The following is a 26,203-nucleotide window of genomic DNA, read 5'->3' as shown; positions in this document are numbered from 1 at the left end:
TTAAAAGGTTAACTGCAGGCCGGCAGACAGGCTGCGTGACGGCGGATAGGTGGTGTTTATATAATCCGGGTCCAGGCCATAGCCATTGACCCGCCAGAGAATGCCCAGGTCCCGGGCGTAGAGAAAGAGTTTGAGCTGTTGGAAGGGCAGGGCCTTGTCCTGTCGCCCGGCGAAGGTGTAGGCCAGGTTCACGTCCTGCAGCCGCACATGGTCTCCCTTCTCCACCAGCGCCTCGCTGTAGGTATGGTAGCTCTCCCGGCTATAGTTGAGGGAGGCTGGCAGTGACGGTACCTGGGTGCGGTCCTCATCCCCGGGCTGCTGCCAGCGGTCGCGGTAGTCAATGTGTGCCACTCCACTGTTGAACAGAAGGCTGTAGTCGATGCTGCTGCGGCGGAAGAAGTAGCCTGCCTTCCAGGTGAGGTTGGCGCTGAGTGAAAAGCCTTTCCAGGTGAAGGTATTGCGCAAGCCTCCGAACCACCGGGGCACGGCGCTGCCGTGGTAGACAAGGTCCTCCGGTGTCAGGCTTTGCTGATAAGCGCTGTAGTTGGTGCCCAGCTGCCCTTCCACTGGCACGAGCGGGTCTCCCGAGGCGGGAGAGAGCCCATGCCAGGGGTAGCTGTACACGGTTTCTATGGGCCTGCCCACGACAGGGGGCGGGCTGGCAAAGAAATAGGTGTTGGTGCTGACGGCAGGGCGCTGCCTTTCCTCATAGCCGGTGACCTGGCTCCGCACCTGGCTTAGCAGCATGTGCGTCTGCCATCCGAGGGCGCCGGTGAGGTTGTCAGACCGTAGCGCCAGGTCCCAGCCGGTGGTGCGCACGTCGGCATAGTTGACACGGTTTCGCACAAAACCGTCTTGTCCGGAGATGATGCCGGAGGTGGGGTCGATGAACCTGTCGCCCAGTAGGTCTGAGCCCTGCTTGCGGTAATATTCCAGGCTGCCGGACAGGCGGTCACGGAAGAAGCCGAAGTCCAGCCCGGCATTGAGCGTGGCGGTCTTCTCCCATCGGAGCTGGGGGTTGCCCGCGCTGCGCAGGATGGCAAAGGGCAGGCGGCTCAGGAGATCTGCCGAGACATAGCTCACGGTAGGAAAGGCAGTGACGCCCTTTTCGGTATTACCGGCCAGTCCGTAAGTGGCGCGCAGCTTCAGCAGGGAGAGCCAGTCCAGGTGCAGGAAGCTTTCCTCGCTCACCAGCCAGCTCAGGCCGGCGGACCACAGTGGCACGCCCTTTTGGTTGGTCTTTACCCCATAGAGGTTGGAGGCATCCCAGCGGCTGCTGGCCGACAAGGTATAGCGGCCACGTAAGACATAGGAGGCATTGGCGTAGTAAGAGACATAGCGGTCGGTGTATTCGGTGCGCCTGGCATCCGGAGAGGGGATACGGGCCGAAGAGGTGGGGCGGGTCCTGTAAAAAGAGAGGTAATCCAAGGCCGTCTGCCCCTGTGCCACCTCAGGGTTATAGCCGTAAAGAATGGCGTGAGGGTTGCTGAACTGGCGGTTCTGCCGCACTTCGGCGCCACCAAGCGCACTCAGGTATCCCTGCTTGCCCAAGGCATGGGCATAGTCCAGCTGCAGGCGTCCGGAGTGCGTTGCCTGGCTGTTGCCCCACTCCGATAGAATGCCTCCCACGGGAATGATGCGGGTACCATCCGCCTGGGTGTAGCGGTTGATAAGATTACGGGCATAATAGGTATCCACGCTGTTGAGGTCCGTGGTGCGGTTACCCAGCTGCTTGTATTGGTAGAGGGCGCGCGCTTTCAGGCTGGGCAGCAGCTCATAAGCCAGACTGCCGTTCAGACGCGTTTCGGTAGCCGTGCTGGTTTTGTCGCGCAACCGGAGCTCGTCCAGGGGGCGGAACTGCCAGTCCAGCAGACCCATTTCTGCTGCCTGGGAGGTATAGGCGTTGCGATAGTCCCGCACGATGGGCAGGGCGTTGCCCTGCGCGTCGGCCAGCTGCGCATAAGGGTAGATGTTGGTCCAGCCGGCCGTGCTCAGCCCACTGATGCCCAGCCCGTTCTCTTCTGCCTCACGCCCGGTGTAGGTAAGTCCCGCGCTGAGCTCCAGGTTGGGCAGGGGACGCAGGGTGTTCTGGCTAGTGAGGGTCACGCGGCGGTCCTCGTTGCCGATGAGGCTGGAAAGTCCCCGGTCATAGCCGGCGGAGAGGTAATAGCGGTAGGTGTTCCCGCCTCCGTTGAGGTTCAGGGCATACTGCTGGTGCAGGCCCGGCCGGTAGAGGTGCTGGAGGGCCTCGTCGCGCACATCCACCTGGCGCATGGCGTTGATGCGGGCGCCTGCCTCCTCGGCCGACAGCAGGCCTTCCCGCTCCTGAATCCAGGTCTCCACAGCCGGGGAAAGCGTTCTGCGGTCGTTCTCCGGGTAAAAGCCCTTCTCAAAGAGCAGGCGCTCGATGTCGAGGAAGTCATTGGCCGGCAGGAAGCTGCGGCTGTAGTGCAGGTCCGGTTTGTCGGTTCGCTGCACACTCGTTTGGAAGGATACCTGGGTTTTTTGCCCGTAGCCCCCGCGCCGGGTGGTGATGACAATTACTCCGTTCCCGGCACGAGCACCCCAGATGGAAGCGGCCGCCGCGTCTTTGAGGACGGTCACGCTCTCCACGTCGTTGGGGTTGATATTGGCGATGTCCCCTTCGTAAGGGAAGTTGTCCACTATGATCAGCGGCGCTTTGTTGGCGTAGAGGGTGCTCAGGCCCCTTATCCGCAGCGCGGGTTTGCTGTCGGTGCGCTCGCCGTACATGCCGCGGCGGTCAAATGCCAGGCTGTTGGTGACACCCTCGAGGCGGCTGACCAGGTCTGGGCTGGTACTGCGGTTCAACAGCTCGCGGTCCACCTGGGTAAAGGAGCCTGTAGCCCGCTCCTGCGGGATGTCCTGGTAGCCGGTGGAGACGACGGTGACCTCTTTCAGGCCGGTGCTGCGCTCGATGAGTGTGAGCTGCAGGGGAGCGGCAGGAAGGGAGGCCAGCGGAAGCTGTCGGGACTCAAAACCCAGCAGGGTGACCAGCAGCGTATCGGGTAGGCTGGCGACGGGCAGCGAGAAGCTGCCGGCGGCGTCGGTGGTGGTGCCGGCACGGCCGCTTTTGAGCAGGACGGCGACCCCTTCGAGCGGGGTGGCATCCCTGCCTGCACGCACCGTGCCTTCCAGGCGCTGCTGCGCATACAGGCAGGCAGGGGCCAGGAGGAGGATAAGCAATGATAAACTTCGTTTCATCAGGTTTTAAGGTTTATAGATGTAGAAATAGTTTTCCTTTGGTCAGGAGGCATCGGGCCCACCCAAGTGAGGGCAGGGCTACCTGGAGGCGGGCTGTTGCTTTAGCTCAGAAATGACCAGCATGTCGAGTTTGCGGCGGGCCGGGCGCAGGTCCAGGCCGTAGGCTTGCAGGGCTGCCCGTAGCTGTTCCAGGTTGCTCAGGGGCCTGGGCAGGCGGATGTCGATGTTGCCCGTGTAACCGGTCTCGTCCACGATGGGCAGGGGCTGCCGCATGTATTCGTACTGCAGGCGGCTCAGCAAATGAGCAAAGGGGCTGTTCTGCAGGGCAAACGTCTCGTCGTCAGAAACTCGTTGCCGGGGAGTGCCCTTCGTGGCCAGCAGGTCTTTCCGGGAGGTGCGCACCAGCACCAGGCAGTCCACCTTGCGGCGCTGCAGGGAGCCATGAATCCCCAGGTACTGTCCGAAGAGGCGGTTCAGGTCCTCGCGCATGATACCGTTGAGCACTTCCCGTGGCTGTTCCTGCGGGAGGATGAGGCTGTAGCAGTATTGGTTCTCCTCCATCCAGCGCAGGAAAGGAGCATCGGTGGCATAGTCTCCGGTCAGTGTCTCGAAATTTTCCCCTGTCAGGCGCTGGCGAAGGGAGTCGGAAACTTCGAGCAGCAGGCGGTTTTCCTGGTCATGGAAGCGAAAGACATCGCTGTAGGCCACTAAGTAGAGTGCCGGGAGTGGCAGGTTGTAAGCCAGGATGCGGTCCTTCCGGCGAGCGTCACCGCCGATATCGGCGGGCAGGCGGGTGGAGAGGACCGATTGGTAGAGCAGCTGCTCGCCTGCCCCGCCGTTGCCGTTGATGAAGATCGGCTTGTCCTTTTCCAGTTGGACTTCCTGTTTGGCCTTGAACTGAAAGCTCTTGCCGGAGAGGGCCGTGCGGATGTTGGCGGCGGTGGCGTACTCGCCTCCTGTGATGGCCAGCACCCGTCCATCCCGGATCCACACCTGGTGGGGGATGGCCTGGTGTGGAAAGAGGCGGCGCAGCACGGTGTCGGAGGTGATGGTGGGCAGGCGCCAGCCACGCTTCTGCCAGAAGGGGGCGACTTTGCTCAAAGGCTCGTCCGTGACAGGCAAGACGACCAGGGCCTCCCCGAACTGCTGCTGCAGAGAGTCAAGTTTGTGGAGGGATTGGATGCAGGGGGCGCACCAGGTAGCCCAGAAGTCGAGCAGTAGGAGCTTGCCCTGGTAATCGGAGAGCTTTGCCTCTGTATAGGGGGCCTGGTAGATATTGGTCAGGTGCACCTCCGGCACCGGGTCTCCGGTGGTCAGTCCGGCAGGGGGTGGGGAAGCCTGGGCTATGGCTTTGCCCGGATCGAGAAACAGTTGCGCGAGCCATAGCAGGGAAATGCCCAGCAGGGCCATGGCAGGCCTGGGTATAGAAATGATTAGCATAGTATATAATTAATTAGGTTGCGGTATAGGGGTGATGCGGCAGGCGGGGCTACCAGTCTTCTTCCGGCGGTGCGACCAACAGCATCCAGTTTGGGCTCAGGTACTGACTCAGCTCCTCCAGCGCCAGGGCCAGGGAGGGCGGCGTGTCAGGCTCTTCTGTCAGCCGGTACAGGGCGGAGAGTACAGTTTTCAGCTGCTCGTAGAAGGCAATCAGTTTGGTGGTACGGACGGTGGTCAGGCCGTCATAGTTTGCCTTCAGGGCCAGGATAAACCAGCGCCGTATCTCCAGCTGCACCGCCTCCTCTGGATAGCGGGAGCAGAAGGATTGTATGATTTCGGCGGGTGCTGGCGAGCAAGAGTTTTCATTTGCGTTTGTCATAGGTGTTTTTTGGTTTAGTCGGGCAATAGGGTTCCTCTCAGCCCTTGGGAAAGAGCTGCAGGAGGTAAGGGAATCAAAGTGACATCCGTCCTAATTTTACCGTATGTCTGGTGTTAGGGCGGCAGCGGGAGAAGTGGTTCAGTTACTCCGGGGGTGATATGAGGAGGACCCAGGACTGGCAATCAAAAGGAGTGCAGCCTACGGGAAGTAGGGGTACCGAAAGGGAGAACGGCGGTTTTTGAGAGGGTAGGTAAGGTACCGAACGTAGAGCCTGAAGAGTAATTTGAGCGTTTTCATAGGAATAAAGGGGTTTGGTGGCGCGGATATGAATAATGAAACAGCAACAGGATGGCAGGTTTCTGACAATGCGCTTTACACCTGCCGGAGAGAGCCAGCTCAGGGGATTGGCTCCAAGGTGGAACAGGCTCATGGGCAGCCATGAGGCAGGGAAGTGCAGAAAAGAAAGTAAGGTGCCTTTGTTCATACTGTTTAAGACCTGCCTTCTGAGGAGGCTTCTTTCATTTGTAGCTGTTGATGCCCCGGCTGTCCTCTCAGCCAGGGACGGAAGTACAGGGATAAATATTCAGAAAGTATTATGCCTGAAAACTGTATATTAGCATCGGGTACAGCCTGATACTAGCACGAAGATGCGGAGTTAAGGACTTGTATGAAATGTGGTACGCTTGTATTAAACAACTGAGAGCGAGTGAAATACAAGTAGAATTAAATTGGATAATTCAAATATTAATCGTATATTGTTCTTATGGAAACAGCAGCCAGAAGACGACCGATTCACCTGGGCGACCACGTGAGAAGAATGCGGACCGCTTTGGGAGTGAAGCAATCCGCACTAGCCAGCGAACTGGGCACTACCCAGCAGAACATTTCCCGCATCGAGCAGGAAGAGGAGGTGGATGAAGTGACACTGGAGCGGATTGGTAAAGCGCTTGGCGTTTCCGCTGAGGCAATCAAGAATTTTGATGAGGAGGCAGCTTTTAATATAGTTTCAAACACGTTTACTAGCCAGGATAGCTCTACAATAAATGCCATAAATATTCAGCCGACTTTCAATCCTGTTGATAAGGTAGTTGAGCTTTATGAACGTCTTTTACAAGTTGAGCGAGAGAAGGTGGAGTTGTTGGAGCGGATGCTAAAGGAGCAGAAGTAACGTATATAATAAATATGTTTAATTCTTGTGTAAGAGCCACTGAACGTAATTCAGTGGCTTTTTTTACAATATACCTCCTCATAACCTGAGCAGGTATCTTTATAGGATTGTCTGATCCACCTGATACCATTTTCTATCAGCTGTACTCCTCTTTCCAGATAAAGCACGATTACGCAAAATAAATATAAATGCGTTTGATAATGAGAGTCTTATTATAGTTTGTCAGTATTTTATAACAATTTTTAATCTAAAAAAATCATATTCGTATTTGCATATATTAATGATAGTTAATATTATTGTTTTAAGGTTTATGCGTCGCATGACCTAGATTAGTTATAATTAGAGTTGATGGTATGGGAAAGGCTTTTGTATGTCCTGCTTGTAGATCTAAAATAGCAATCAAGCATGCTTTTTTGTTAAATAACAATTCCTCAGTGCGTTGTAAATCTTGTGGGAGAGCGTTAACTCCTAAGAAGATGAGCACAATATACTTTGCTGTAGGCTTTATTGGAACAGTAGCGGCTGCCCAGTTTTCATTGTTTAATGATAGAAACCTGGTCAAAGCACTTTTGATTGGTTTAGCTGTTGGTGTTGTACTATATCTTGCATCAGTTATTTATGTATATAATAAAGTTGAATTTGAGTAATTGAATTTAGTTATATTTTTTCACCCTTAATTTTTTCTAATATGAAAACAAAATTATTTACTGCGTTTGCTCTAGTAGCATCATGCTTCAGCTTTTCTATGTTAACAAACAACAGCTCTACCGTTCAAAGCGGTAAAGCCTGGGTTGCCATTACGTACGCGATGGCTGAAAGCGGTGCTTCCAATGAAGCTACTGCTGCTATAGGCGTATTTGGAGTAGCTCACGCCGCTATGGAAGGAGCCATATGGGGCACTGTAGCTGGTCCTGCCGGAGTAGCAGCAGGTGTAGTTGCTGGTCTGTAAAAACTCAAAGAGACTGCTATCCTTTTGAAAGCAGTCTCTTATATTCATATGGCGCTGTTGAAGAAAGCATTCCTATGCTCCTTTATCATTTGGTTGATAGGTTTCATACTAGGAGTGCATTATAAAATTGACTTTACCTCTCTTAACAACTACGGTGAAGGAGTTTCACTCTTTACCCAGAAGGAACCCCTTAGTCTTAGCTTAGATATCCTGCGAAATAACCTATATGTACTAATATTTAACCTTACCGGCGTAGTCGTATTAGGTATAAGCACCGCAATTAACTTAGTATTTAATGGTTTCTTTTTAGGGCAAATGATTAGTGCTGGAATTTCTAATCTCAGTCTAGGAAAAACCATTCTTATTGTGTTGCCTCACTCGCTTGAGCTATTAGGACTGTGGTTAGGCGGCTGTGTAGGTTTTGCCGGGGCTAAGATGTTAATACAATACTTTGTCACCAAAGATGCCATAAGAGAGGATAATCTGTTTCTGCTAGGAAAAGTGTTTATGGTAGCTGTGCTTCTAACTGTTCTTGCAGCATTTACTGAAGTGTATGTAAGTATGAGAATTATATGAATGAAAACAATGTGATTACCATATCCAGAAGAATCAATCAAGATTCTGTATTAACCTTAATAGTTCTGGCGTCAATAGGTATCGTCATAGGTATTTCGAAGTATTCCTTAAATACAGTATTCTTTGGGTCGAAGATTGATTCAACCTTTCTGCAGCTATTTGCTAGTTTCGATGGTATTATTGGCTTTTTCATCCCATTCCTGATCGCGGCTTTCTTTTGTATAAATGGTTATCTGTGTTTGATCTTTGTAGAGGGGAAAGGTTCAATACAACCTTTGTTTAGCAAATTTTGGATTGGTTTTCTTCCCTTACTTTTAACATCCTTTATTACAGCCTGGGCGCTACTAGATTTGACTTACTATGATATAGAAGAAATCATGCGCTTACAGGAGAAGGGAAGTTTTGAAGTATTGAGCTTGTTAACGCTTAACGACCTGAAATATCTAAACTATTTAGCAATATTACTGCTATATGGTTATGTAGCTTTCACCTTTAGATATAATTATAAGTTGTCTATCTTAAAAAGTGTTGCTTGCACATTGATCCCAACATTATTGATGTACATTTTCTCATTCTTGTTTTAAAGTATACAGTCATATTTTAGGAAGGCCGCGTGACTACTAGTAGCGCGGCCTTTTTTTGCGTTAAACGTTCAACTCGAATGCCTATATCCAAGCCTATGTGGTGGGTGGGGCTTCATGTTCAAGAGCTTATGGGTACCCTGGCCAGGTAAATGCTTTGAGGGGAGACTGTCGGAAACGGAATTCAATAAACAAAAGATAAGGGTAGAGCTACATGCTGATTTCTATGCCGGTATATAGGCGTATCATACCCTAAAAGCAACTGGATTTCTAGACTCTAGAGACCTGGAAGAGGCTCTGAATGCAGCCAGTGCCATCGGCGATGATCGGTTTCAAAAGCAAGCTACCGGTAGAGAAGTGCTAGATTCCTTCACCCATAGCACCTCTGCGCAACTGGTCCGCTGGTATATAAAAGGCTTCGAATCAGGCGATGTGTCGCAGGGCAATACCTTTAACGCCAGTGAGCTGTAGAGAAAGAGCGTTATACAATGGCAAAATAAAACGCCTCTCCATTTCCTGAGAGTTTTTTACATATGTTCCTTCTGCCAGTGCGAGCATGTTTTCAATAATATATCAAAACTCAAGAAGGGCCATCTCTACCATTGGCGGGTACGGACGCCGCTTAACCTGTCAGTCCATTAAGAAACAAAGCTAATAGTGAGGCTTTAGCCGGAAGACTACGTGCAATTGTATACTTTTGCACAAAATTCCACGCCTAGGACACATGACAAAGCCGCGCCTTGCCCTGCTGATTGGTATTATCTGCATTTCCATTTTCCCGGTGCTGGTAAAGCTCAACCTGACGCCGGGGCTTATCTCGGCCTTTTACCGGATGGCTATTGCGGCCGTGCTGCTTTTGCCCTTTGTGCTGCTGACCGGGCGACTCCGCATGCCGCCTGCCCCGGTATTGCTGCTGGCCCTGCTGTCAGGCGTTTTTTTCGCTTCGGATGTGGCCGTCTGGAACATTGCCATCCAGCAGTCCACGGCTACGCAGGCCACGCTGCTCACCAACCTGGCACCGGTGTGGGTGGGTGTGGGTTCCTTCCTGTTTCTGGAGTGCAAGCCCTCGCGCAACTTCTGGATCGGGACGGTGATTGCCCTGCTGGGAATGGTGGTGCTGGTGGGGTTTGAGTTTTTCCTGGAGCTGCGCTTCGATATGGCCTTCATGCTTGGCGTACTGTCGGGAGTGTTCTACGCGGTATATATCCTGCTGAGCAAGCATGTGCTGGAACGCATGCCGGTCCTTTCGTTCATGACGGACAACTTACTTTCCTCCACAGTTTTCTTGGGCGTAGTGTCCTACCTGCTCGATGAGCCTTTCAGTGGCTTTTCGGTTATGGGCTGGCTGGTGCTGCTGGTGCAGGGGGTAGTCTGCCAGCTGGTGGCCTGGCTGCTCTTGAGCTACGCCACGCAGCACATGCGCGCCACCCGGGTCTCGCTGAGCCTGCTGAGCCAGGCACTGCTGGCCTCTTTCCTGGCCTGGCTGTTGCTGGACGAGCAGATCACGCTGCGGATGATAGTCGGCGGGGTGATACTCTTGCTGGGCATTGGGGTCACCTTTTATGCCAGGGACATTTCGCTGCGGCAAATCCTGGGCAGGAGCAGACAGGTATAGCTGGATGGCACAGCCTTTGCCCTGGCTGGCCTGTGCTGCATTAGAAGCTCGAAACAAATTTATATACTATGAAGAAATACCTTTTCCTTGCCTCGTTTTTTACCCTGGCCCTGAGCGGGTGCAACACGGGCAAGCATGCGAACAATGGGGCTGCTGACGGCGCCGCCCAAACCGGGCAAACCTCGCACACGGCCCAACAGGAGAATACAATTACCGAGAAGCGCTGGAAGCTGGTGGAGCTGGGAGGGCAGCCCGTTACCCTGGCTGAAAACCAGCAAACCGAGGCCCACTTCGTGCTCCACACAGCGGGCAGCAAGGTAAGCGGAAACGGGGGCTGCAACGTCATCAACGGCACTTACACCCTCTCCGAAGGAAACCGCATCCGCTTCTCCAAGATGGCCACAACCATGATGTACTGCCCGGGGGTGGAGCAGGAGGGGGAGTTTCTGGAGGTGTTTGAGCTGGCCGACAACTACACTCTGCACGGCGACACACTGACGCTGAATGTGGGCCGCCGTGCCCCGCTGGCTGTGTTCCATGCCGTGTATCTGCGTTAATAGCCCTTGCCATACCATTCCCCTGAACAGGTAATAACATCTTGTGCCTGGAGGGGCATGGTGTGGCAGCTGGGAATTGCTTGATACACAGGTTAGCTAGTGACATATTCTGCGCCGAAGCGAGGTGCAAATGCTCAACCTGTAGTGCCTGGCTAAGGAGCGCTGTACCTGCGCTATGCCGGTGTTCAAATGCCGATACTTTTTTGTAATACTGTAGGAGGGGGAGTAGGGGATCTGTACAAACAGTTTCGGAGCCACCTGCTATGGCCTTTAGTCACGGCACCAGATATTATTAGTATTCTCAATAAAGCCATACCGTATCCCTGCAAGCTTAACCTCCTTCTCCAGGTATCGCCGGAACTTTTCAGCGCAGGCCGCTCTTTTTCAGCCTGGTAAAATAAACAAAATTGCTGTCGCGGTCTGAAACCATGTGCTAATACTATCTTTAGTTACATAAATTTGGATATAGCAAGATGAAATACCCGGAATCTTGATGTTTTTCGTTTGTGCATAGCACAAAACCATAGCTTAGCGTACCTAGAAGCCTGATAACAAAAGAGGCGCTAAGCCAAATTACCATAGCGCCACTTCTAGTTGCTTCTGTTCTTATATAAACAGTTTTCTCTGCTCAAACCAAATAAAGTCCCTGTTCAGGTCGAGGTGTGGAACCAACAGGAGCAATTGTTGGAGTATTTCTTGTCCTCTAAGAGACCTGCCTGAGAGCGCTGGCCTTTAATAGGTCAGCCTGGCTTACGCGGCGTTTGGGATCGGCTCCGTACCGGTTGGTGCCATGGTCTCCGTCACCAAATAGCATCCAGAGCCCATAAAAGGGGATAAGCTGAAAGAAGCCTGAGTTACCGCGGTCATGGCATCGCTTGGCGCCGGCAGCAAGGCTGATCCAGCTCAAGAGAAGCATGGGAACAAAAAGGATAATAAGCATACCGGTCGCTACCGACTCACCTGCGAAAAGTGAAGCACTAAAAATCAAAAAGAGGACGCCCCCCACAAACGAGACAAGGACTTGGGTGACGGCATACTCGGTCCTGCGGATTCTGCCGCTGAAAGAGAAGATGTTTGACATAGGCGTTTGTTTTTATAGGTGAAGATGTGGAGGTATAAGGTAAATAATATATAGCAATTATACTAAACATTGATTATATAATTTGAAAGCTGGTTTTACAAGGCATGTTCAAGGGTGGATAAGAAAAAGGGCAGATAGGGGAGGGGCTGCATAGGATAGGAGGCTATTAGCCTGGAGCTGCCTCTACGCCTTTTAAATCAAGTCTTGAAAGAAGGGAGATAAACTCTTTTAAACAGCAAAGGCTCCCTGTGGAGGAGCCTTTGCTGTTATTTTCTGAAAAGAAGGTTTAAGAATTAAACGACTTTTCAACTTTTAGCCATTCTCTTTAACGGACCAGAGCATTATAGGGTTACAAAAATTTTCAAAAGCTCTAAGTTTTATGCCGAGAAGGGAATAGTTAGTTCTTTTCTTGCTTCATAGGTTGCCCCTGGTCTGATGGCGCTCGTTTTACTCTATCAGGCAGTACAGATGAACATGCTTGTCTGATGGTTAGTATGTGACTTGGGGCAGGCTTGCCAATTTGTTAGCGGGTATTTCAGTCAATCCCTTCGAAAATGTATTCAGAACGTAGAATATTTTAGAGCAGGAGCTGCTCAGCGATGAGGTTCGGTTCCTATTGTTTATAAAGTGCCTATCCAAACTCTAACTATTTGAAAATACCATGCAACCTTCCAAGTTTCAAATTAAATTCTGGGATGCGGTAAAAGCCGCACTGGAGTACAAAGCCATTACGAATAAGCAGGCGCGGGAATTACGCAGAAACTTCTGGCTTCACAACATCGAGTAAGCAGGCGCGGGAATTACGCAGAAACTTCTGGCTTCACAACATCGAGCAGCATCAGAACCTTTATGTTAAGCTGATGGAGGATACTATTTCGAAGATGAAGTTGGTACACTTGAAACAAAGATTGAGGGACAGGCAGTCTCTTATGATGGCAACCGCTTTGGGAGTGTCCGCCCTAGCCGGTGAGATGGGGACCACGCAGGGGACAACTCCCGCACAAGGCAGGAAGAGGAAGTGGATAAAATTACGTTGGAGTGGATTGCTAAAGTATTAGATGTCACGGCAGATGCAATTTAAATCATACCTAAAGTTAGGAAGTGAGCCACCCGATAGCCCGTTCTTCATCTGTGAAAAATTGGAATACAAATTTGTCTGATAGGCCTTGGGTTATGATATTTACTCTATCCTGGAAGTGCATCGAATCAAGCATTAGTAAACTTTGAGGAGCTTCGATGCGGGCATATCTGGTAATAGAGGACTCGATTAGCGCCGGTAGAACATTATCGGATATCCACCCGGCATCGTGTAAGGTAGTATAGTACATGGCCCTTGCGTTTCCAAGCCAGTATCTGGGCTTGAACTGCATTACTATACCTAGCAGGGTCAGGTACTTTTCATGGAGATCTTCTCCTTCCAGGTGCCGTTTCCACAGTACAGACAGAAGCGACCGCTTCTCATACAACTCAACGCGGTAATCTTGGTCTTCAACTACAAGGGTACATCTATCATCATGCATTTCGGCGGGTTTTAGACTGCACAAATAGTTTACTATTAATGTACCGAAACTCTCTCACAAATCAAAGGAGCCCTTCCCGAAGGGCCGTCTTTCCAGTTTGTTCAGTTCCTGTAATTTGTCCCTGATGTCCCCGGTGTTGTTATGCCCTTCGAACCGGTTCGGCCAGCTCAGCACCTCCTCCTGTCTCTTCTTTCACTCTTCCTGCAGCAACTGCTCCGCAATCCTGGTCAAAGACCGGTTCTCGTTACTGCTGCCCGCAAGGGCAGGAGGTAAAGCTGTTGCAGTCATGTCGCCGTTGGCAATGCATGCGTCCCCCTTCCCCATTTTCGCTGAGGCCTTTCTCCAGCCTGTTAAGAACCTGCGAAGCAGTGAGGCAGCAACCCCACAAGGATAGCCAGGAAGCCACGATGAATTGCTAGCCCCCCTTCATAGTCCTGCTATTTGTAAGCCAGTATAGGGCCTCTTCTTTCGTTAGAAAGGTTTTAATTGTATAGTGCATGTCCTCTTTTGTTTCGAGTTCATAGAGAAACCGTTGCAAAACCTCTTCTAAGGCAGCATCAGGACATTGGAGACGGGCCAGGTGCTGTGTCTCTGTCTTTTTGAGCGCGGTTGCTAGTTGTTTATTCAACACAATGTATCCCTCCGTGTTACCGCTTACCTCGGTGCACTCTAGGAGAACATGCTGTATATGGTAAATCCTAATGGCATCTGACAGTTCGGCGACGCAGTGAAGCAACTCTTGTTGGGAGAAATGACTTAGGTTAGGAACGCTGACCTGGATAATGTCGGTCGCTGGATTATACTCGGTCGTGAATAAGAGGTCATTGTTGAGTATCATGGCGTTGCTGAAAAAAAATGACGGTCTAGGTTATCATCATGAAATTCTAAAGGGTGAAACCGGTGAGTTCATGGTCTCAAAAGGGCAGTGCAGGGGCGAAGGCATACACTAATGTAAGCATTAAAATTTTTTTTAGGAATTATTGACTGATTTATTTGAAGATTGGTAGCTGTATCCTACTTCAATTACCACCTCTGTTTATTTTTACCTAGTAGCTACTTGAGAGGTAGGAAGTAAAACAGGGGGAACTTGCCGTCTTGCGAATAGCTTTCTTATGTGCCAAGGATGGCATTCAAGGGATCCTGCGGTTTTGAAGGAGCTTGTGTAGTGAAAAAGCCACGGTGGTTACACCCCCTTTAGTTTATTATAGAAGCTCTCAGTAATCGGTATCACCTGCCCCCGAGCCAAATCCCTCTCTTCCCAATATGGTTAATTTTCTCGATGGCTACCATATAAGGGCTTTGCGTCCGGACAAACGTAGAAGGAGGGGGTAAATCTTCCAGGCTGGCAAAGCTCATAAGGGTCATGGTCTTTTCTTAAGCCGTTTGTGTCCGTAAGTAATCTCTGATGGTAAAGCCAGTAACTTCTTATCCGATGCCGTCACTACTGATTACCCTCAATTACCCTTTAGCTGTAACTATGCAGAAGCCCATTCGCGTATAATGAGAGAGATTGCCTGCCGTAGCGCGCTGTAGATGGTGTCATACCTCACCGCTCGGGCGGGCAGTGAAAACAGGGAGTGGCTATTCCTTTTAGGGTGCTGAGTATAGCCCTCCCTGTTTTACGCCTCCCTTTCCGATTGCGTGGCCAACGGCAGGTTAAATTCATTATATTATGACGGTGAAAAGACATCCACGGAAATTGGCAGTGCTAAAAGCCACGGCGGGCAGCAGCAGCATTTACCTGCACCGGGAGGCAGGTGCGGCTGCCGTAAACAGCGGCTGCATGCGGGGCAACGACAGCTATGGCAAAAACGGGAGTGCATCCGTAGGCCTCATCCCGTATCCACAAGAGAAGCCAGTGAGGGAACAGTCTTATAGTGACTTCATTAACTTTAACTACGGACCACAGTCGCAGCGGCACTACGGCCATACGGAGGAACGCTGATGCAGCCGTTCACCTCCGTGCTTTTCATACTTGCAGGCATGATTTACTTTGCTTGCTAAAGGTTCAAAGTTGTTCTCATAGACTTATGCTTAGGGTTGACCCTTGTGCAGCGCCAGTAACATTTACTGGCGCTGTATGCTATAAAGGCCTGTGCTTTCCACTTCTCGGTGCTACAAATTTGAGCCAGCATATAACACTCATGCGTACACGTATTTTGGCAAAATGAACATATGATGTGTTATGGAAGATAAAGTTGAACTAACAACAATGGTCCAGGTACTGACACGGCTACGGAAAGAGGGGTATACCCTCGATTTCAGGGTAGCAGAGGAAGGCGTGCTGCGCACCATAGATGGCAAGCAGCAGTTTAGGCCCGAGCAGGTGCAAATCGTTAATTTCTACCGCTTTGAAGGCGAAAGCTACCCTGGCGACATGGCCATACTTTATGTGCTGGAGACAGACACCGGAGCCAAAGGCACCATCTCGGACGCTTATGGTACGTATGCTGACGAAACTGTGGAAGCCTTTATGAGGCAGGTGAGAGACCTAGGCAAGGACCTTAATAAACATAGCCGTTAAGACGGCAGCTCAATTAGTTAATGTACCCAACAGGTATAAAGTCCACATGTTCGTGTAAAAAAGCGAGTTGCAAATGGCTAAACGTAACGTATCAGAAAACCATAAAACCAAGAGCGAGGCCCCGGTGCCGAAAGGGCGCTTACTGGCAATAGGAGGAAAAGAGAGCAAGGGGGGAAGAGAGGAGCTAAAGCCGGAGCAGGCAACCAATGTCGATTTTGAGAGCGAGGAAATTCTCAAATACTTCGTAGACGCCTTAAAGGGCAGCAGCCCTACCATAGCGGTGCTGCCAACGGCCTCCAACTTGCCAGAGGAATTAGGGAAAGAGTATACCAGGCTTTTCAAGGAGCTGGGGGTAGACAACGTGGAGGTGCTCGATATCCGTACCCGCGAGGACGCGCGCGACCCCAAAAATTGCGAAGTCATAGAGAAGGCGGCCGGTATCTATTTTACCGGCGGCGACCAGCTGCGGCTGACCTCCATCCTGGGGGGCACCAGGCTGCTGCAACTCATGAAAGAGCGCTATACTTACGAGGAAATCATCATAGCTGGCACCAGCGCGGGCGCTACGGCCCTGTCCACCCCCATGATCTACGAGGCCGATACTCACGGGGGCTTTCTGAAGGGCGATGTCCGCGTCACCACCGGGCTGGAGTTCCTCAAGAACGTGGCTATTGACACGCATTTCATTGAACGCGGGCGCCTGGTGCGCATGGCCCAGTGCATTGTCACCAACCCCGGCTGTATCGGCCTGGGGCTGGAGGAGGATACGGCGGTCTGCGTTTCGGAGGGGCGCGAGCTGCAGGTGTTGGGCAGCGGCCTGGTCACCATCATAGACGGCATGGGTATGTCCGAGACAAACATCTACGACATCGGGACCGGAGAGCCCTTCTCAGCGCGTAACCTGTGCGTGCACCTGCTCAGCCCGGGTGAGAAGTATGTACTGCCCATCTGGGAGGAGCTGCACGTGTAGTCTCTCCCTCTCCGGCAATGGAACAGGGTTTGATGCGGAAAGAGCGGGATCGGATGTGTTCAGGTTCTACAAAAATTTCCACAGGGAAATCGGGGGCTGGGGAATTGAGCTTTTCCTTGTAAAGACCTACCTGGAGGAGATGGGTGGCCGTGTTACTGTTGAGAGCCAGGAAAACGTCGGTACCAGGTTTAGGTAATACTTACCATAACGAACGCTTATGGGAGCATTCCTGATAGAGGATGACTACGTAAGCATTGCCTCACCGTAAAGTTTTAATGGCTGGAGCATTCCCCACTGACATCCATTCCTTTGAGTCAGCCGAGGATGCCTTGCGCCTGGTAGAGCAGGATATCCCAGGGAACGTGCCTGACGTTACCTTTCTGGACCTGAACATGCCCCTGATGAGCGGGTGGTAATTCCTCGATTCCCCCCATGTATGAAGGACAACTCAAAGGAAGGTGTCGCATCTATGTTCTTACCTCATCGCTTGACCTGTCTGAGATAGAGCATTCCAAAGCCTACGGGTTGGTTTACGGTTTCATTCACAAACCAATGGATAGCAAAGATGTGCAGGTAATTGCTGCTGAGATTGATGAGCGGGAGTAGTCAAGGGTACCTTCCTAGCATCTTATTTATGGTGTAAACATTATAAATTCTCAGAAGGAAACTCCCGCAAAACATTTATAACTTTCGGATGCAGCCCCTGCGTTCCATATAAACTTTAAAGTCAAGCTTACCTGTAGCTACTGCTGTGGAAAGTAAACAATGATGGTGGATGGTAGTCCGATGTACTTCCTCATCAGCGTCAAAGCTTCACCAGCAAGGAAAAAGCGATGAAGTGCTTGAAAAAATAATGCGCTGGTGCTGTTGCCTTGTTCTATTCCTTGGGAAGCTCTATGTGGAATGTGGTCTCAACCTCCTCCTCACTTTCAAACCATATTTTGCCGTTGTGCCACTCCACGATGGTCTTGATGATGGACATGCCCAGTCCTGTGGAAGGCTCACCTTTTAGCCCCTCACGCCTTGCTGGTGAGAACCTGTCAAATAGATTTTCATGAAAACGTCTGGGGATACCGATGCCGTTGTCCTGCACCGTAATCAGCACGGACGCCTCTTTTTCACTGATGTCAACCCGTATCTTCCCGTTATCATGGGTAAACTTGATGGCGTTGGAGATGAGGTTATTGATGACTTGCTGGAATTTGTTGTGATCAATGTACATGTACAGCTTATCGGTGGAATAAGAGAACTCAAACTTCTTTTTAACGAGGGCTTCCCCCTCCCTGTACTGCTCCATCACCTCCCTTACCTTCTCCACCAGATTGACACGCCTCTTGACAACGCCCGTGTTGGAGGCAGAGAGGAACTCCTGATGCACAAAGTCCCGAATCAGGCGGATGCTCTTTCCGCTGCTCTCGCTAATCATCCTTATCACCTCGTCGACCTCTTTGTTCCCATACCCCTTCGTGACGTCGGACAATAGATTAGACAAGCCCTGTATGTTAGTGATGGGTCCTGACAGGTCATGGGAGAGTATTTCCAGGATGGAATTCTTCTTGGAAGCGAATTTTTGCAGGTTGGCGAAGTTTTCCTTCTCCACTGTGATATCCTCCACGATGCCAGCTACCATCTGCCTGCCCTGCCTGTCTCGAGCAAGCTTTGCGTTCAGCAACATCCAGGCGACAGAACTGCCGGGGAGCAGGACACGGAACTCAATGTCATGCTTTATGATGCCACCCAGCAGTTCATCGTACTCCTTCATGAGATATTCCTTGTCGTCAGGGTGTAATGTCTCTAGTATCATTGCAGGGTTGGCGATGATGCTTTCCACTGTCCTCTTCCAGAGAGAGGGGAAGGCAGGGTTCAGGTGGGTAAAAGAGGCTGACTCTAAGTCGTAGGTGAAGAGAACTTTCCTCGTTTGCCACATCAACTCACAATAAATCTCGCAGTTATCTGATTCGCCCATGTTTACTTGTACCACTGTTTAGGACTAGTTAAGACGTAAGCGACACAGCCTTGTTGCAAAGTGCCGCGTAATTTCCAGTTGAAAACACTGTAAGCACAAGAGCCTCAGGGTGCAGGCAGGCTATACGTTCAAACACAGTTCCTCCGGCAGCAAAATCAGTCATTATCGCCAGTTGCCTGTAATGACGTGCAATAGATTGTACAATCTGTAACATGTCACCTCCACAGATTTATGATTTCTTTGAAGAGGATATTGCATGGTTGATGACCAATGAAATCTGTTTCAAAACCATGCTTTCGCTTAGGGGAGTCTAAGGTAATGCTATTTCTGCGCCTGGTCTTAGAACCTTATACCTGTTTTGCCGATACCTATGAGTATCTAAACCAAAAACAGATAAAACTATGGCAGCTGAGCACATTACACAGGCACTGTGGAGCGCAACCACTGGATTTAAAACTTACCCGCAGCTACCGGGCGATCTTGAAGTTGATGTGGCGATTGTGGGAGGGGGTATAACAGGGATTACAACGGCATATGCCCTAGCGAGGGCCGGGAAAAGAGTGGCCGTGTTAGAGGCCCTGAAGGTGGGCGCCGGAACGACAGGCTCCTCAACCGGCAACCTATATGCTCCCATAGACGAGCGCCTGTACTCAGTGGAGTCAAAGCACGATGAACAGGCGCTGCAGGCTGTGGTCGCCTCACGAAGCGCTGCCATTGACTTCATAGAGCAGCGTGTGCAGGAACATAACATAGATTGCGAGTTCAACCGCGTGCCATGGTACCTGTTCTCAGAGCCGGGCAACGACCTGATGGATCAGGTGGAACGCGAATACAAAGCAGCCCGGAAGGCGGGTTTACCAGTAAGCGATCAGGCCCCTAGAGGTTTTCCTTTTCAGGTAGAAGCCATTGCCAATATGGCAAACCAGGCTCAGTTTAACCCGCTTAAGTATATTCAGGGCCTTGCGGCTGCCATTGAAGGAGAGAGCTGCCGCATATTTGAAGGTACGAAGGTAACGGACGTGGAAGACGGGGAGCCTTGTGTGGTACATACGGAGCAAGGCAGGGTGACGGCAACCTACGTAGTGATGGCCACACATTCGCCGAAGGGCATTTATGCCGTGCATACAGCCATGGAGCCAAACAGAGAGTATGCCATGGCCGTGCGCCTAAAGGGCGCTCTACCGGCTGGTGGGGTATACTGGCACGTGCAACAGATGCAGCATTATTCCATCAGGCCATACAGTAACTCCCAGGGGAACTTTCTGCTCGTACTGGGGGAGGGACATAAAGTAGGACATAAGGAGCACAACGAAGAAGCCTTTCTGAAGCTGGAAAAGTACCTGACAGAGCGCTTTGACGTCGATCACATTGTATACAATTGGGCAGCTCAGAACTATAAGCCTGCAGACGCCTTGCCCTACATTGGCACGAGCCCAATGCAGAGCTACACCTATATAGCCACCGGCTTTGCGGCTGATGGCTTAACCTGGGGTACGGTAGCCGCTATGATCATTCGCGATGCCATCACAGGGAATGAAAATCCATGGGCTGAATACTTTGACCCGAAGCGTTTTACGCCTGTTGCCTCTGCCCCAAAATTCGCGATGGAGAATATAGATGTGGCTTTTCAGCTGGCCAAAGATTACCTTTTCTATGGGCAGGTAGATGAGCTGAAGGATATTAAAGCCGGCGAAGGCAAAACCCTTGAAGTCGATGGAGAAAAAGTTGCCGCCTACCGGGACGAAGCAGGAAAGCTACACGTGGTATCTTCTGTTTGCACGCACATGGGTTGTATTTTGCACTTCAACAGCGCCGAAAAGAGCTGGGACTGCCCTTGCCACGGCAGCCGTTTCTCCGTAGAAGGTGCCGTGTTAGAAGGACCGGCCTATCAAGACTTAGCTAAGCCTGGCATGCCTGAGGATACAGGAAAAGAGTAAACAGTGGAAGGATGAACGTTAGCGGGAATAGTGCTTATAGTAGGGGGAAAAATATGTGCAGTCTAGTTAGCGTGTTTAGTAGGGTAGTAGCATTCCCGCTTTCACCATCAGGTGCAGCAATTTTTAAGAGGGAAAGCGATAGGGAAATCGCCTTTTCCCTTCATAGGGAAGTATGGAAAGGCAGTGCTGAAGTAAAAAACAATTGCATAAGCATTAGCGAAGCATTTTCAGTTTGTTCCCCTCGGACAGCAGTTTGTTTACTTCTACCAAGTAGTCATTTAGCCTTTCTCTGTCTACAGCATTCGAAATGGTTTTATCCGCGTCACTAATCACAGCAAAGGCATGCTTGCGAATTGTTTTTTCCTTTTCGGCATCAGGCTGCTGACATAGTAAGCTGTGAATGCACTTAAGAAGACGGAGGTTTAGCTGAAAGTCTTCTTTGCCATAGGTTCTGATTGGGCTCAGGTAACGGTGCATGAGCTCATCAAGGCTCACCGTAAAGTCTATCACCTGTACCTGATTGTTTTCATCCAACAGACAGTTTTTATCTTCTGTTTTAAGGCGGCGTATGAACAATAGCGTAAGGAAGTCTATTGCTTTCATGGCTGTACCAGGGTCATTGATTCCGGGGCTCAGAGCCTTGACTGCAATTTCAGAGATCTGTTTAACACCTTGCTCAAAGTCTTCCATCACTACTTCTTCTTGTTTCAGGGTAAAGCACCTTTGTAACTTTTCTTCCAGATCTTCACGCTGCACGATGTCTTTGGTCGACCTGAGAAGGGGGAGGCCCTCTACAACAAAAGAACCTTCCTCCACCAGTATTTTCAGCTGCATCTTGTTTTCCTTTGCCAGGCTTTGCAGCGCTGTCAGGTTAATATTCTCCAGATAGCCGCTCGTGGTATTCTTTAAAGCAAATGAGAACTCATCATCATTAGACTTTGAAGGTGCAAGAGACTTCGCAGGCATCTTATTTTCCTGGTTTAAAGCAGAGATGGACTTATGGTACAGGCTGTTGAGGATGTTGTCGACCTGGATAGCTCTTGAAATTGAGTGGATGAAATACACGAAGAGTGCCAGGCAAATTAAACCGAAAGCAAGCGCCAGCAGGATGGCAATAACCGGCACTTTAGAGGTGTTTGCTACAGGTTGGTAATTGAGTAGCACTAATAAAGTGTATATGATTGTGCCAATATAAAAGCCAAGCACAACCTGGTGCGACCTGGCAGTGGTGAGGCCTGGTATAACCCTTGGAGTTAAATTATTGGAGGCCTGGCTTAACACGATCATGACCATAGAGAAGCTAAAGACCGTTAGGGAAATAGTGCCCGTTGCCAACGTGCTAAGTATTACCTGGGCTTTTTGGCTATTCCTTACAAGCTCAAACGGCAGCCTTTTTTCCAGTGCCATACTAAGAGGTGTCGACTCAAAATAATGAACCCCGAATGCCAGAAGAAAGAAGCCTGTCGAAATTATTGATGGGAGAAAGGCAATGCTGTTAACTACTGTTGTATGCTTTCTGTAGGAAGAGGTAGTTAGTTTAGTCATATACCCTCTGGGTTCTTTTTATGTGTTCAATCTTCGTAAGACGGCTCTAGCAACAGTGTAGTTGCATGAACTAGTACAGGGTTCAGCCCCGGCTGCACTCACACCCGAGTGCAGGGATAAATGCATGGAAGATCTCTTTTGATTCATAAATGCCTTTGTTCTTTTGCTTTCAAGGTGTTATCTCTACCCATACTTGCTGTAGGGATGCCCCGTAGATTCAAGCATTCATTTATCATATCACAGGGCTCCTAGCCAGGAAGGGAAACTCCCCGGAAGCTACCATGGACAGCTTCCAGGGAGGTATAAATGCCAAAGTAGCTCCAGCAGTGGTGGTGCCTTGTATGTTAATTCTACTTTGCAGGATATATCGCTACACCCTTTTTCCCAGTGCTTGTCTTCCAGCCGCGGTGCATGCGCTCGCTGTTGAACACCAGCGCTATGTTCCCCTGCTGGTCAACACCGATCACCCCTACATCACCTTCACTGGGAGCTGTGCGCTCCAGCACAACCGTTTCACAAGCTTTCTGAAGGGAAAGGCCTTTATACTCCATCAACGCGGATATATCGTAGGCGATAATGTTCTTTATCAGAAGCTCGCCGTCTCCTGTGCCCGAGATAGCGCAGGTGTCGTTTTTGGCGTAGCAGCCTACCCCAATGATGCAGCTGTCACCGATCCTGCCCATCTTCTTGTTCTCAGTGCCGCCCGTGGAGGTTGCCGCGGCAAGGTTCCCTTCCCGGTCGAGGGCAACTGCCCCTACTGTGCCGTGCATGCGGGCATTGAGCTGGTCCATTCCGATGTGATCGCTGCTGGTAAACTCCTCCTCCCGCTTTTTAGAAAAAAGATCGAACTGATGCTCGGTGATAAAGTAAGAAGAGGGCTCCAGCCTTATGTCGATTTTCTTTGCGTACTCGAGTGCTCCCATGTCGCCCAGGAAGCGGTACTTGGTGTTTATCATGACGGCCTTCGCCAGGGAGATAGGGTTGCGGATGTTCCGCACCAACGTGACGGCTCCTGACGCCTGGTCGTTGCCCCGCATGATTGCCGCATCCATCTCCACCTCTCCGTTGGCATTGAGGGCGGCGCCTCTCCCGGCATTGAACAGCGGGTTGTTCTCCAGGGAGATCACGGCTGCCTCCACGGCGTCAACTGCTGAGCCTCCGTTCTCCAGTACCTTGTAGCCTTCATCCACTGCCTGCCGGATGCCTTCTTCGTAGCCCTTCTTGTTTGTATGAATATGGTCTGAGTCAGGGCCGGCGCCGCCGTGTACTACAATTGCAAGTGGTTTCTTCTTAGCCATAGCTGTATCGTTACTTTTTGTCTTTAGCCTGTCCGGCAGCAACAGGCCTTTTTTATTTCTATAATGCTTATCCTAAATGCTTTGACTATTGCCTTCTTGAGGTTTTGCCATACCTCAGCCTCGCCGTTTAGTTAGGATTTCTGTTCACCGACTTGTATCTCGGATCAAGCATAACCCCTACACTCATAGCAGGAGTAAAGATACGCTGGAGCAGTACAGCGCAAGCCCAGCCCTGGAAGCCACGTGCCGTGCCAGCTGCAAAGCTTCCTTGGTGCGGGTCAATGGACTTGCCTTTCACAGGTACCAAATTCCATTCTTTCAAGATGGTGACTTGCTTATGAATACCCCCCTTTTTGGTAATGTTACTAGTGTTGAGGACTCCTGTTTCCTCTCCGGCTTTTAAGTATGGGAGTTGAACAATTTGCATTATTTTACCCGTTACGACTGCTGAATTAAGTAGTTGGTATTTCCGAACTAAATCAGGTAGTTCTCCCGGCTCAGTGCATACTTATACCAAAGGCTTCCTCTGTTTTAAGTAAATGGAGGTTCAAGCTAAAGTAGTTTTAATAGGAGCGGAGAAGTATCATGCAACGCTTCCTTTACTGGATTCTATAGCACTATCACCAGCACAAAGGCGTCAACCATCAATTAAATTTTGCCAGTACTTCAATAATCTGCCACACTTGACCGACAGTGAAAACATTATGGTGTACTTGCAGCTGAAGCCTATTTCCCTTGAAAGAGCCTCGGGTTTGCTTAGCTAGGAGGAAAAGCCGTTGTGGAGGCAGTGTTGCTATGTGAAGTTCACTGGCCGTACCTGGTCATCCTGAACCGCGTGTTTTTCATGTACAGGTATGTGGGACCAGACATTAAAGTATCCGCCGTAGTGTCTTATAGGACTTAGTAGCTGTTAATGCTTGCCTCCAGTGATTTAGGGCTGCATGCTCCCCTGAATTTGCAACCACCCAGCCGCAACAAAGTATACCTCCCTTACTTTGAATGCACGTATGACAAACCTAACCCAACTGCATATTGGAACATCCGGCTGGAGCTACCGCTGGCAGGAAGTGCTGTACCCCCCGGAGCTCAAACCGGCCGAATACCTCAGCCACTATGCCACCCGCTTCAACGCAACCGAAATCAACAGCAGCTTTTACCATTTCACGATGGCCAAGACCATTGAGAAGTGGCTTTCGCAGACGCCGGCGCACTTTAAGTTCGCCCCCAAGCTGCACCAGGAAATCACCCACAAAAAAAAGTTTAAGGATATTGAAGAGCCGCTGCAGAAATTCATGTCGCGCTACCTGCTGATGGGGGAGCGGCTGGGGCCTGTACTGGTGCAGATTGCTGCCAGTTTCCGCTTCGACAGGCTGGTGGCAACCGACTTCTTCCAGACGTTGCGCAGGCTTTATCCCGAGCAGGTTTTTGCCCTGGAGGCGCGGCATGTCTCCTGGTTTACGGAGGAGGCCCTGGATTTGCTCCGGCAGTACGACATCACCACCGTCATTGCCAGTGCCGGCAGGCGCTTCCCGGGTACGGAGGCAACCACTACCAACACGGCTTACCTGCGCCTGCACGGCGATGAGAAGATGTACTCCTCGGCTTACGCGGATGAGAAACTGGAGCGCTATGCCTACATGGTGAAAGACTGGCTGGAAGATGGAAAACAAGTATGGGTTTTCTTTAACAACACCATACAGGGCCATGCCGTGACAGATGCGGATAAGCTACGTAAGCTGGTGGAAGAGCTGTAGAACAGAAATGCGATGTTTACCCTGCTGCGTTGCGATGCTATAAAGGTCTGGAGATGACAGTTTGAATCAGCTTTGTGAAATCTTTGAATATGAAGTCCTTTGCTTTATTTGGTGCCGCCAAAGCAGGCGCTGGAACAGAAGGAAATACTGCATTTCTCGGTATTTGTCTGGAGTAGAGACCAGATGGCGACAGCTTACGTGCAGGTGGGCTTATGAAAACCAAAGCCTGCCTGCTACAGGTACCAAACACTCTCAAGCTGATGTCTTTTATTGGCAAGTAATGCTCGCTAGTTGTGTCCGGTAAGTATAGGGGCACTGTACCCTGGTGTGTTGTACCTTCGTAAAAAAGAAAACTTACATTGAAGTTTACCATGTGCGGACGCTACAGTATCATCACTAAAAAGAAGGAGTCGAAGGGCTCCGTACGGGCTGCCAAGTTACTGGAGAAGGCCCAGGCCGACAACCGCTTCAACGCGGCGCCCTCTCAGCTCTTGCCCGTTATCACCAACCAGGACCCCGAGCACGTGCAGTTCTTCTCCTGGGGGCTGGTGCCGCACTGGGCAAAGGAGAAAGCGTACAAGCACAAGTCTATCAACGCCAGGGCCGAGACGATCACCGAAAAACCCACCTTCCGTCAACTGGTTAACCAGAAGCGTTGCCTGGTGCCGGCCGACAGCTTCTACGAGTGGCGCACCACGCCCACCGGTAAGCAGCCTTACCGTATCCTCCTAAAAGATGAGGGAATCTTTTGCTTTGCCGGCCTCTGGGACGAGTGGGCGGACCCGGACACGGGTGAGGTCTTTGACACCTTCACCATCATCACCACGGAGGCCAATGAGCTGATGCGCCCCCTCCACGACCGCATGCCGGTGCTCCTGCACCCGGAAGAGGAGGCGGAGTGGCTCTCCGGCGAGCAGGCCAACGAGCACCTGCTCTCTCTATTGAAGCCTTACCCGAGCGAGGAGATGAAAGCTTACCCGGTGTCCACACTAGTTAATTCCCCTGCCAATGACTCGCCTGAGGTCCTAGAGCCTATGGCCGAGCAAGGTGATCTATTTAGCTAATCCATATAGTATTACTAAATATTTTAGCATTATATATAACCGTTCCGTAAATTGGTG

General features: G+C 50.7%; 27 protein-coding genes and 1 pseudogene. 19 read left to right on the top strand and 9 right to left on the bottom strand.

Going from position 1 to position 26,203, the window contains the following annotated elements; genetic code table 11:
* The 3 genes from C8N40_RS17260 to C8N40_RS17250 all read right to left on the bottom strand — a co-directional run bounded on the left by C8N40_RS17260 (window position 1) and on the right by C8N40_RS17250 (window position 5,041).
* Complete coding sequence (locus C8N40_RS17260) at window positions 1-3,222, bottom strand: SusC/RagA family TonB-linked outer membrane protein (protein WP_108213058.1); 3,222 nt, start codon at window positions 3,220-3,222, stop codon at window positions 1-3.
* A 78-nt stretch (window positions 3,223-3,300) separates the two neighbouring features.
* A complete protein-coding gene (locus C8N40_RS17255) occupies window positions 3,301-4,662 on the bottom strand; it encodes a redoxin domain-containing protein (protein WP_108213057.1) in 1,362 nt (453 codons plus the stop codon).
* Between the two features lie 49 nt (window positions 4,663-4,711).
* On the bottom strand, window positions 4,712-5,041 hold the full coding sequence (locus tag C8N40_RS17250) for a hypothetical protein (protein ID WP_108213056.1): 330 nt from the start codon (window positions 5,039-5,041) through the stop codon (window positions 4,712-4,714).
* Between the two features lie 332 nt (window positions 5,042-5,373).
* Between C8N40_RS17250 and C8N40_RS17245 the strand changes: the two genes are divergently transcribed.
* The 10 genes and pseudogenes from C8N40_RS17245 (at window position 5,374) to C8N40_RS17205 (ending at window position 10,487) form a co-directional block, all read left to right on the top strand.
* Complete coding sequence (locus C8N40_RS17245) at window positions 5,374-5,658, top strand: hypothetical protein (RefSeq protein ID WP_108213055.1); 285 nt, start codon at window positions 5,374-5,376, stop codon at window positions 5,656-5,658.
* A gap of 146 nt (window positions 5,659-5,804) precedes the next feature.
* Window positions 5,805-6,209 carry a helix-turn-helix domain-containing protein gene (locus tag C8N40_RS17240; protein ID WP_108213054.1) on the top strand — a complete coding sequence of 135 codons (405 nt, stop codon included), beginning with the start codon at window positions 5,805-5,807 and terminating at the stop codon, window positions 6,207-6,209.
* A 353-nt stretch (window positions 6,210-6,562) separates the two neighbouring features.
* Window positions 6,563-6,655, top strand: a pseudogene (locus C8N40_RS23480) (MJ0042-type zinc finger domain-containing protein); the annotation flags it as partial.
* Between the two features lie 30 nt (window positions 6,656-6,685).
* Window positions 6,686-6,856 carry a hypothetical protein gene (locus tag C8N40_RS23155; protein ID WP_245905165.1) on the top strand — a complete coding sequence of 57 codons (171 nt, stop codon included), beginning with the start codon at window positions 6,686-6,688 and terminating at the stop codon, window positions 6,854-6,856.
* A gap of 41 nt (window positions 6,857-6,897) precedes the next feature.
* Entirely contained in the window at window positions 6,898-7,158 is a 261-nt protein-coding gene (locus tag C8N40_RS17230) for a hypothetical protein (protein WP_108213052.1), read from the top strand.
* A gap of 24 nt (window positions 7,159-7,182) precedes the next feature.
* Window positions 7,183-7,734 carry a stage II sporulation protein M gene (locus C8N40_RS17225; protein ID WP_146173588.1) on the top strand — a complete coding sequence of 184 codons (552 nt, stop codon included), beginning with the start codon at window positions 7,183-7,185 and terminating at the stop codon, window positions 7,732-7,734.
* Window positions 7,731-8,318 carry a hypothetical protein gene (locus tag C8N40_RS17220; protein WP_108213050.1) on the top strand — a complete coding sequence of 196 codons (588 nt, stop codon included), beginning with the start codon at window positions 7,731-7,733 and terminating at the stop codon, window positions 8,316-8,318. The genes C8N40_RS17225 and C8N40_RS17220 overlap by 4 nt, the downstream gene beginning before the upstream one ends.
* 282 nt (window positions 8,319-8,600) lie before the next feature.
* Window positions 8,601-8,786, top strand: a complete 186-nt coding sequence (locus tag C8N40_RS23475; RefSeq protein WP_108213049.1) for a neutral zinc metallopeptidase — start codon at window positions 8,601-8,603, stop codon at window positions 8,784-8,786.
* A 253-nt stretch (window positions 8,787-9,039) separates the two neighbouring features.
* A complete protein-coding gene (locus C8N40_RS17210) occupies window positions 9,040-9,930 on the top strand; it encodes a DMT family transporter (RefSeq protein ID WP_108213048.1) in 891 nt (296 codons plus the stop codon).
* A 68-nt stretch (window positions 9,931-9,998) separates the two neighbouring features.
* Window positions 9,999-10,487: an META domain-containing protein gene (locus C8N40_RS17205; RefSeq protein WP_108213047.1), complete on the top strand. Its 489-nt coding sequence runs from the start codon at window positions 9,999-10,001 to the stop codon at window positions 10,485-10,487.
* Window positions 10,488-11,190: 703 nt separating this feature from the next.
* Here C8N40_RS17205 and C8N40_RS17200 read toward each other — a convergent pair.
* A complete protein-coding gene (locus C8N40_RS17200; protein WP_108213046.1) occupies window positions 11,191-11,568 on the bottom strand; it encodes a DUF805 domain-containing protein in 378 nt (125 codons plus the stop codon).
* A gap of 661 nt (window positions 11,569-12,229) precedes the next feature.
* Between C8N40_RS17200 and C8N40_RS23335 the strand changes: the two genes are divergently transcribed.
* Window positions 12,230-12,355, top strand: coding sequence for a hypothetical protein (locus C8N40_RS23335; RefSeq protein ID WP_281259536.1), 126 nt, complete (start codon window positions 12,230-12,232; stop codon window positions 12,353-12,355).
* Between the two features lie 307 nt (window positions 12,356-12,662).
* On the opposite strand, the gene C8N40_RS17190 is transcribed toward C8N40_RS23335, so the two are convergent.
* Window positions 12,663-13,088: a hypothetical protein gene (locus C8N40_RS17190; RefSeq protein ID WP_108213044.1), complete on the bottom strand. Its 426-nt coding sequence runs from the start codon at window positions 13,086-13,088 to the stop codon at window positions 12,663-12,665.
* 1,672 nt (window positions 13,089-14,760) lie between these two features.
* Between C8N40_RS17190 and C8N40_RS17180 the strand changes: the two genes are divergently transcribed.
* From C8N40_RS17180 to C8N40_RS17160, 5 genes are all read left to right on the top strand, one after another.
* Window positions 14,761-15,033 carry a hypothetical protein gene (locus C8N40_RS17180; protein ID WP_146173587.1) on the top strand — a complete coding sequence of 91 codons (273 nt, stop codon included), beginning with the start codon at window positions 14,761-14,763 and terminating at the stop codon, window positions 15,031-15,033.
* A gap of 240 nt (window positions 15,034-15,273) precedes the next feature.
* Window positions 15,274-15,612, top strand: coding sequence for a hypothetical protein (locus tag C8N40_RS17175; RefSeq protein ID WP_108213041.1), 339 nt, complete (start codon window positions 15,274-15,276; stop codon window positions 15,610-15,612).
* A gap of 73 nt (window positions 15,613-15,685) precedes the next feature.
* Entirely contained in the window at window positions 15,686-16,582 is an 897-nt protein-coding gene (locus C8N40_RS17170; protein WP_108213040.1) for a cyanophycinase, read from the top strand.
* Window positions 16,548-16,778 carry a sensor histidine kinase gene (locus tag C8N40_RS23470; protein WP_108213039.1) on the top strand — a complete coding sequence of 77 codons (231 nt, stop codon included), beginning with the start codon at window positions 16,548-16,550 and terminating at the stop codon, window positions 16,776-16,778. The genes C8N40_RS17170 and C8N40_RS23470 overlap by 35 nt, the downstream gene beginning before the upstream one ends.
* A gap of 79 nt (window positions 16,779-16,857) precedes the next feature.
* Window positions 16,858-16,998, top strand: coding sequence for a response regulator (locus C8N40_RS17160; RefSeq protein WP_108213038.1), 141 nt, complete (start codon window positions 16,858-16,860; stop codon window positions 16,996-16,998).
* 461 nt (window positions 16,999-17,459) lie between these two features.
* On the opposite strand, the gene C8N40_RS17155 is transcribed toward C8N40_RS17160, so the two are convergent.
* Window positions 17,460-18,548: a PAS domain-containing sensor histidine kinase gene (locus tag C8N40_RS17155; protein WP_108213037.1), complete on the bottom strand. Its 1,089-nt coding sequence runs from the start codon at window positions 18,546-18,548 to the stop codon at window positions 17,460-17,462.
* Between the two features lie 401 nt (window positions 18,549-18,949).
* Here C8N40_RS17155 and C8N40_RS17150 point away from each other — a divergent pair, with 401 nt between their 5' ends.
* Window positions 18,950-20,485: an FAD-dependent oxidoreductase gene (locus C8N40_RS17150; protein WP_108213036.1), complete on the top strand. Its 1,536-nt coding sequence runs from the start codon at window positions 18,950-18,952 to the stop codon at window positions 20,483-20,485.
* Between the two features lie 213 nt (window positions 20,486-20,698).
* Here the strand turns inward: C8N40_RS17150 and C8N40_RS17145 are convergent, their stop codons facing one another.
* The 3 genes from C8N40_RS17145 to C8N40_RS17135 form a co-directional block, all read right to left on the bottom strand.
* Window positions 20,699-22,030: a DUF2254 domain-containing protein gene (locus tag C8N40_RS17145; protein WP_108213035.1), complete on the bottom strand. Its 1,332-nt coding sequence runs from the start codon at window positions 22,028-22,030 to the stop codon at window positions 20,699-20,701.
* Between the two features lie 350 nt (window positions 22,031-22,380).
* On the bottom strand, window positions 22,381-23,328 hold the full coding sequence (locus C8N40_RS17140; RefSeq protein ID WP_108213113.1) for an isoaspartyl peptidase/L-asparaginase family protein: 948 nt from the start codon (window positions 23,326-23,328) through the stop codon (window positions 22,381-22,383).
* 127 nt (window positions 23,329-23,455) lie between these two features.
* Entirely contained in the window at window positions 23,456-23,755 is a 300-nt protein-coding gene (locus C8N40_RS17135; RefSeq protein ID WP_108213034.1) for a hypothetical protein, read from the bottom strand.
* Between the two features lie 580 nt (window positions 23,756-24,335).
* Between C8N40_RS17135 and C8N40_RS17125 the strand changes: the two genes are divergently transcribed.
* Complete coding sequence (locus C8N40_RS17125; RefSeq protein WP_108213032.1) at window positions 24,336-25,082, top strand: DUF72 domain-containing protein; 747 nt, start codon at window positions 24,336-24,338, stop codon at window positions 25,080-25,082.
* Between the two features lie 371 nt (window positions 25,083-25,453).
* Entirely contained in the window at window positions 25,454-26,146 is a 693-nt protein-coding gene (locus C8N40_RS17120) for an SOS response-associated peptidase (protein ID WP_108213031.1), read from the top strand.
* Window positions 26,147-26,203: the final 57 nt, after the last annotated feature.

Source organism: Pontibacter mucosus (genome assembly GCF_003054055.1).
GTDB classification, from domain to species: Bacteria; Bacteroidota; Bacteroidia; order Cytophagales; family Hymenobacteraceae; genus Pontibacter; species Pontibacter mucosus.
Note: the sequence above shows the minus strand (reverse complement) of the source record. Positions and strands in the feature narration are given on the sequence as shown.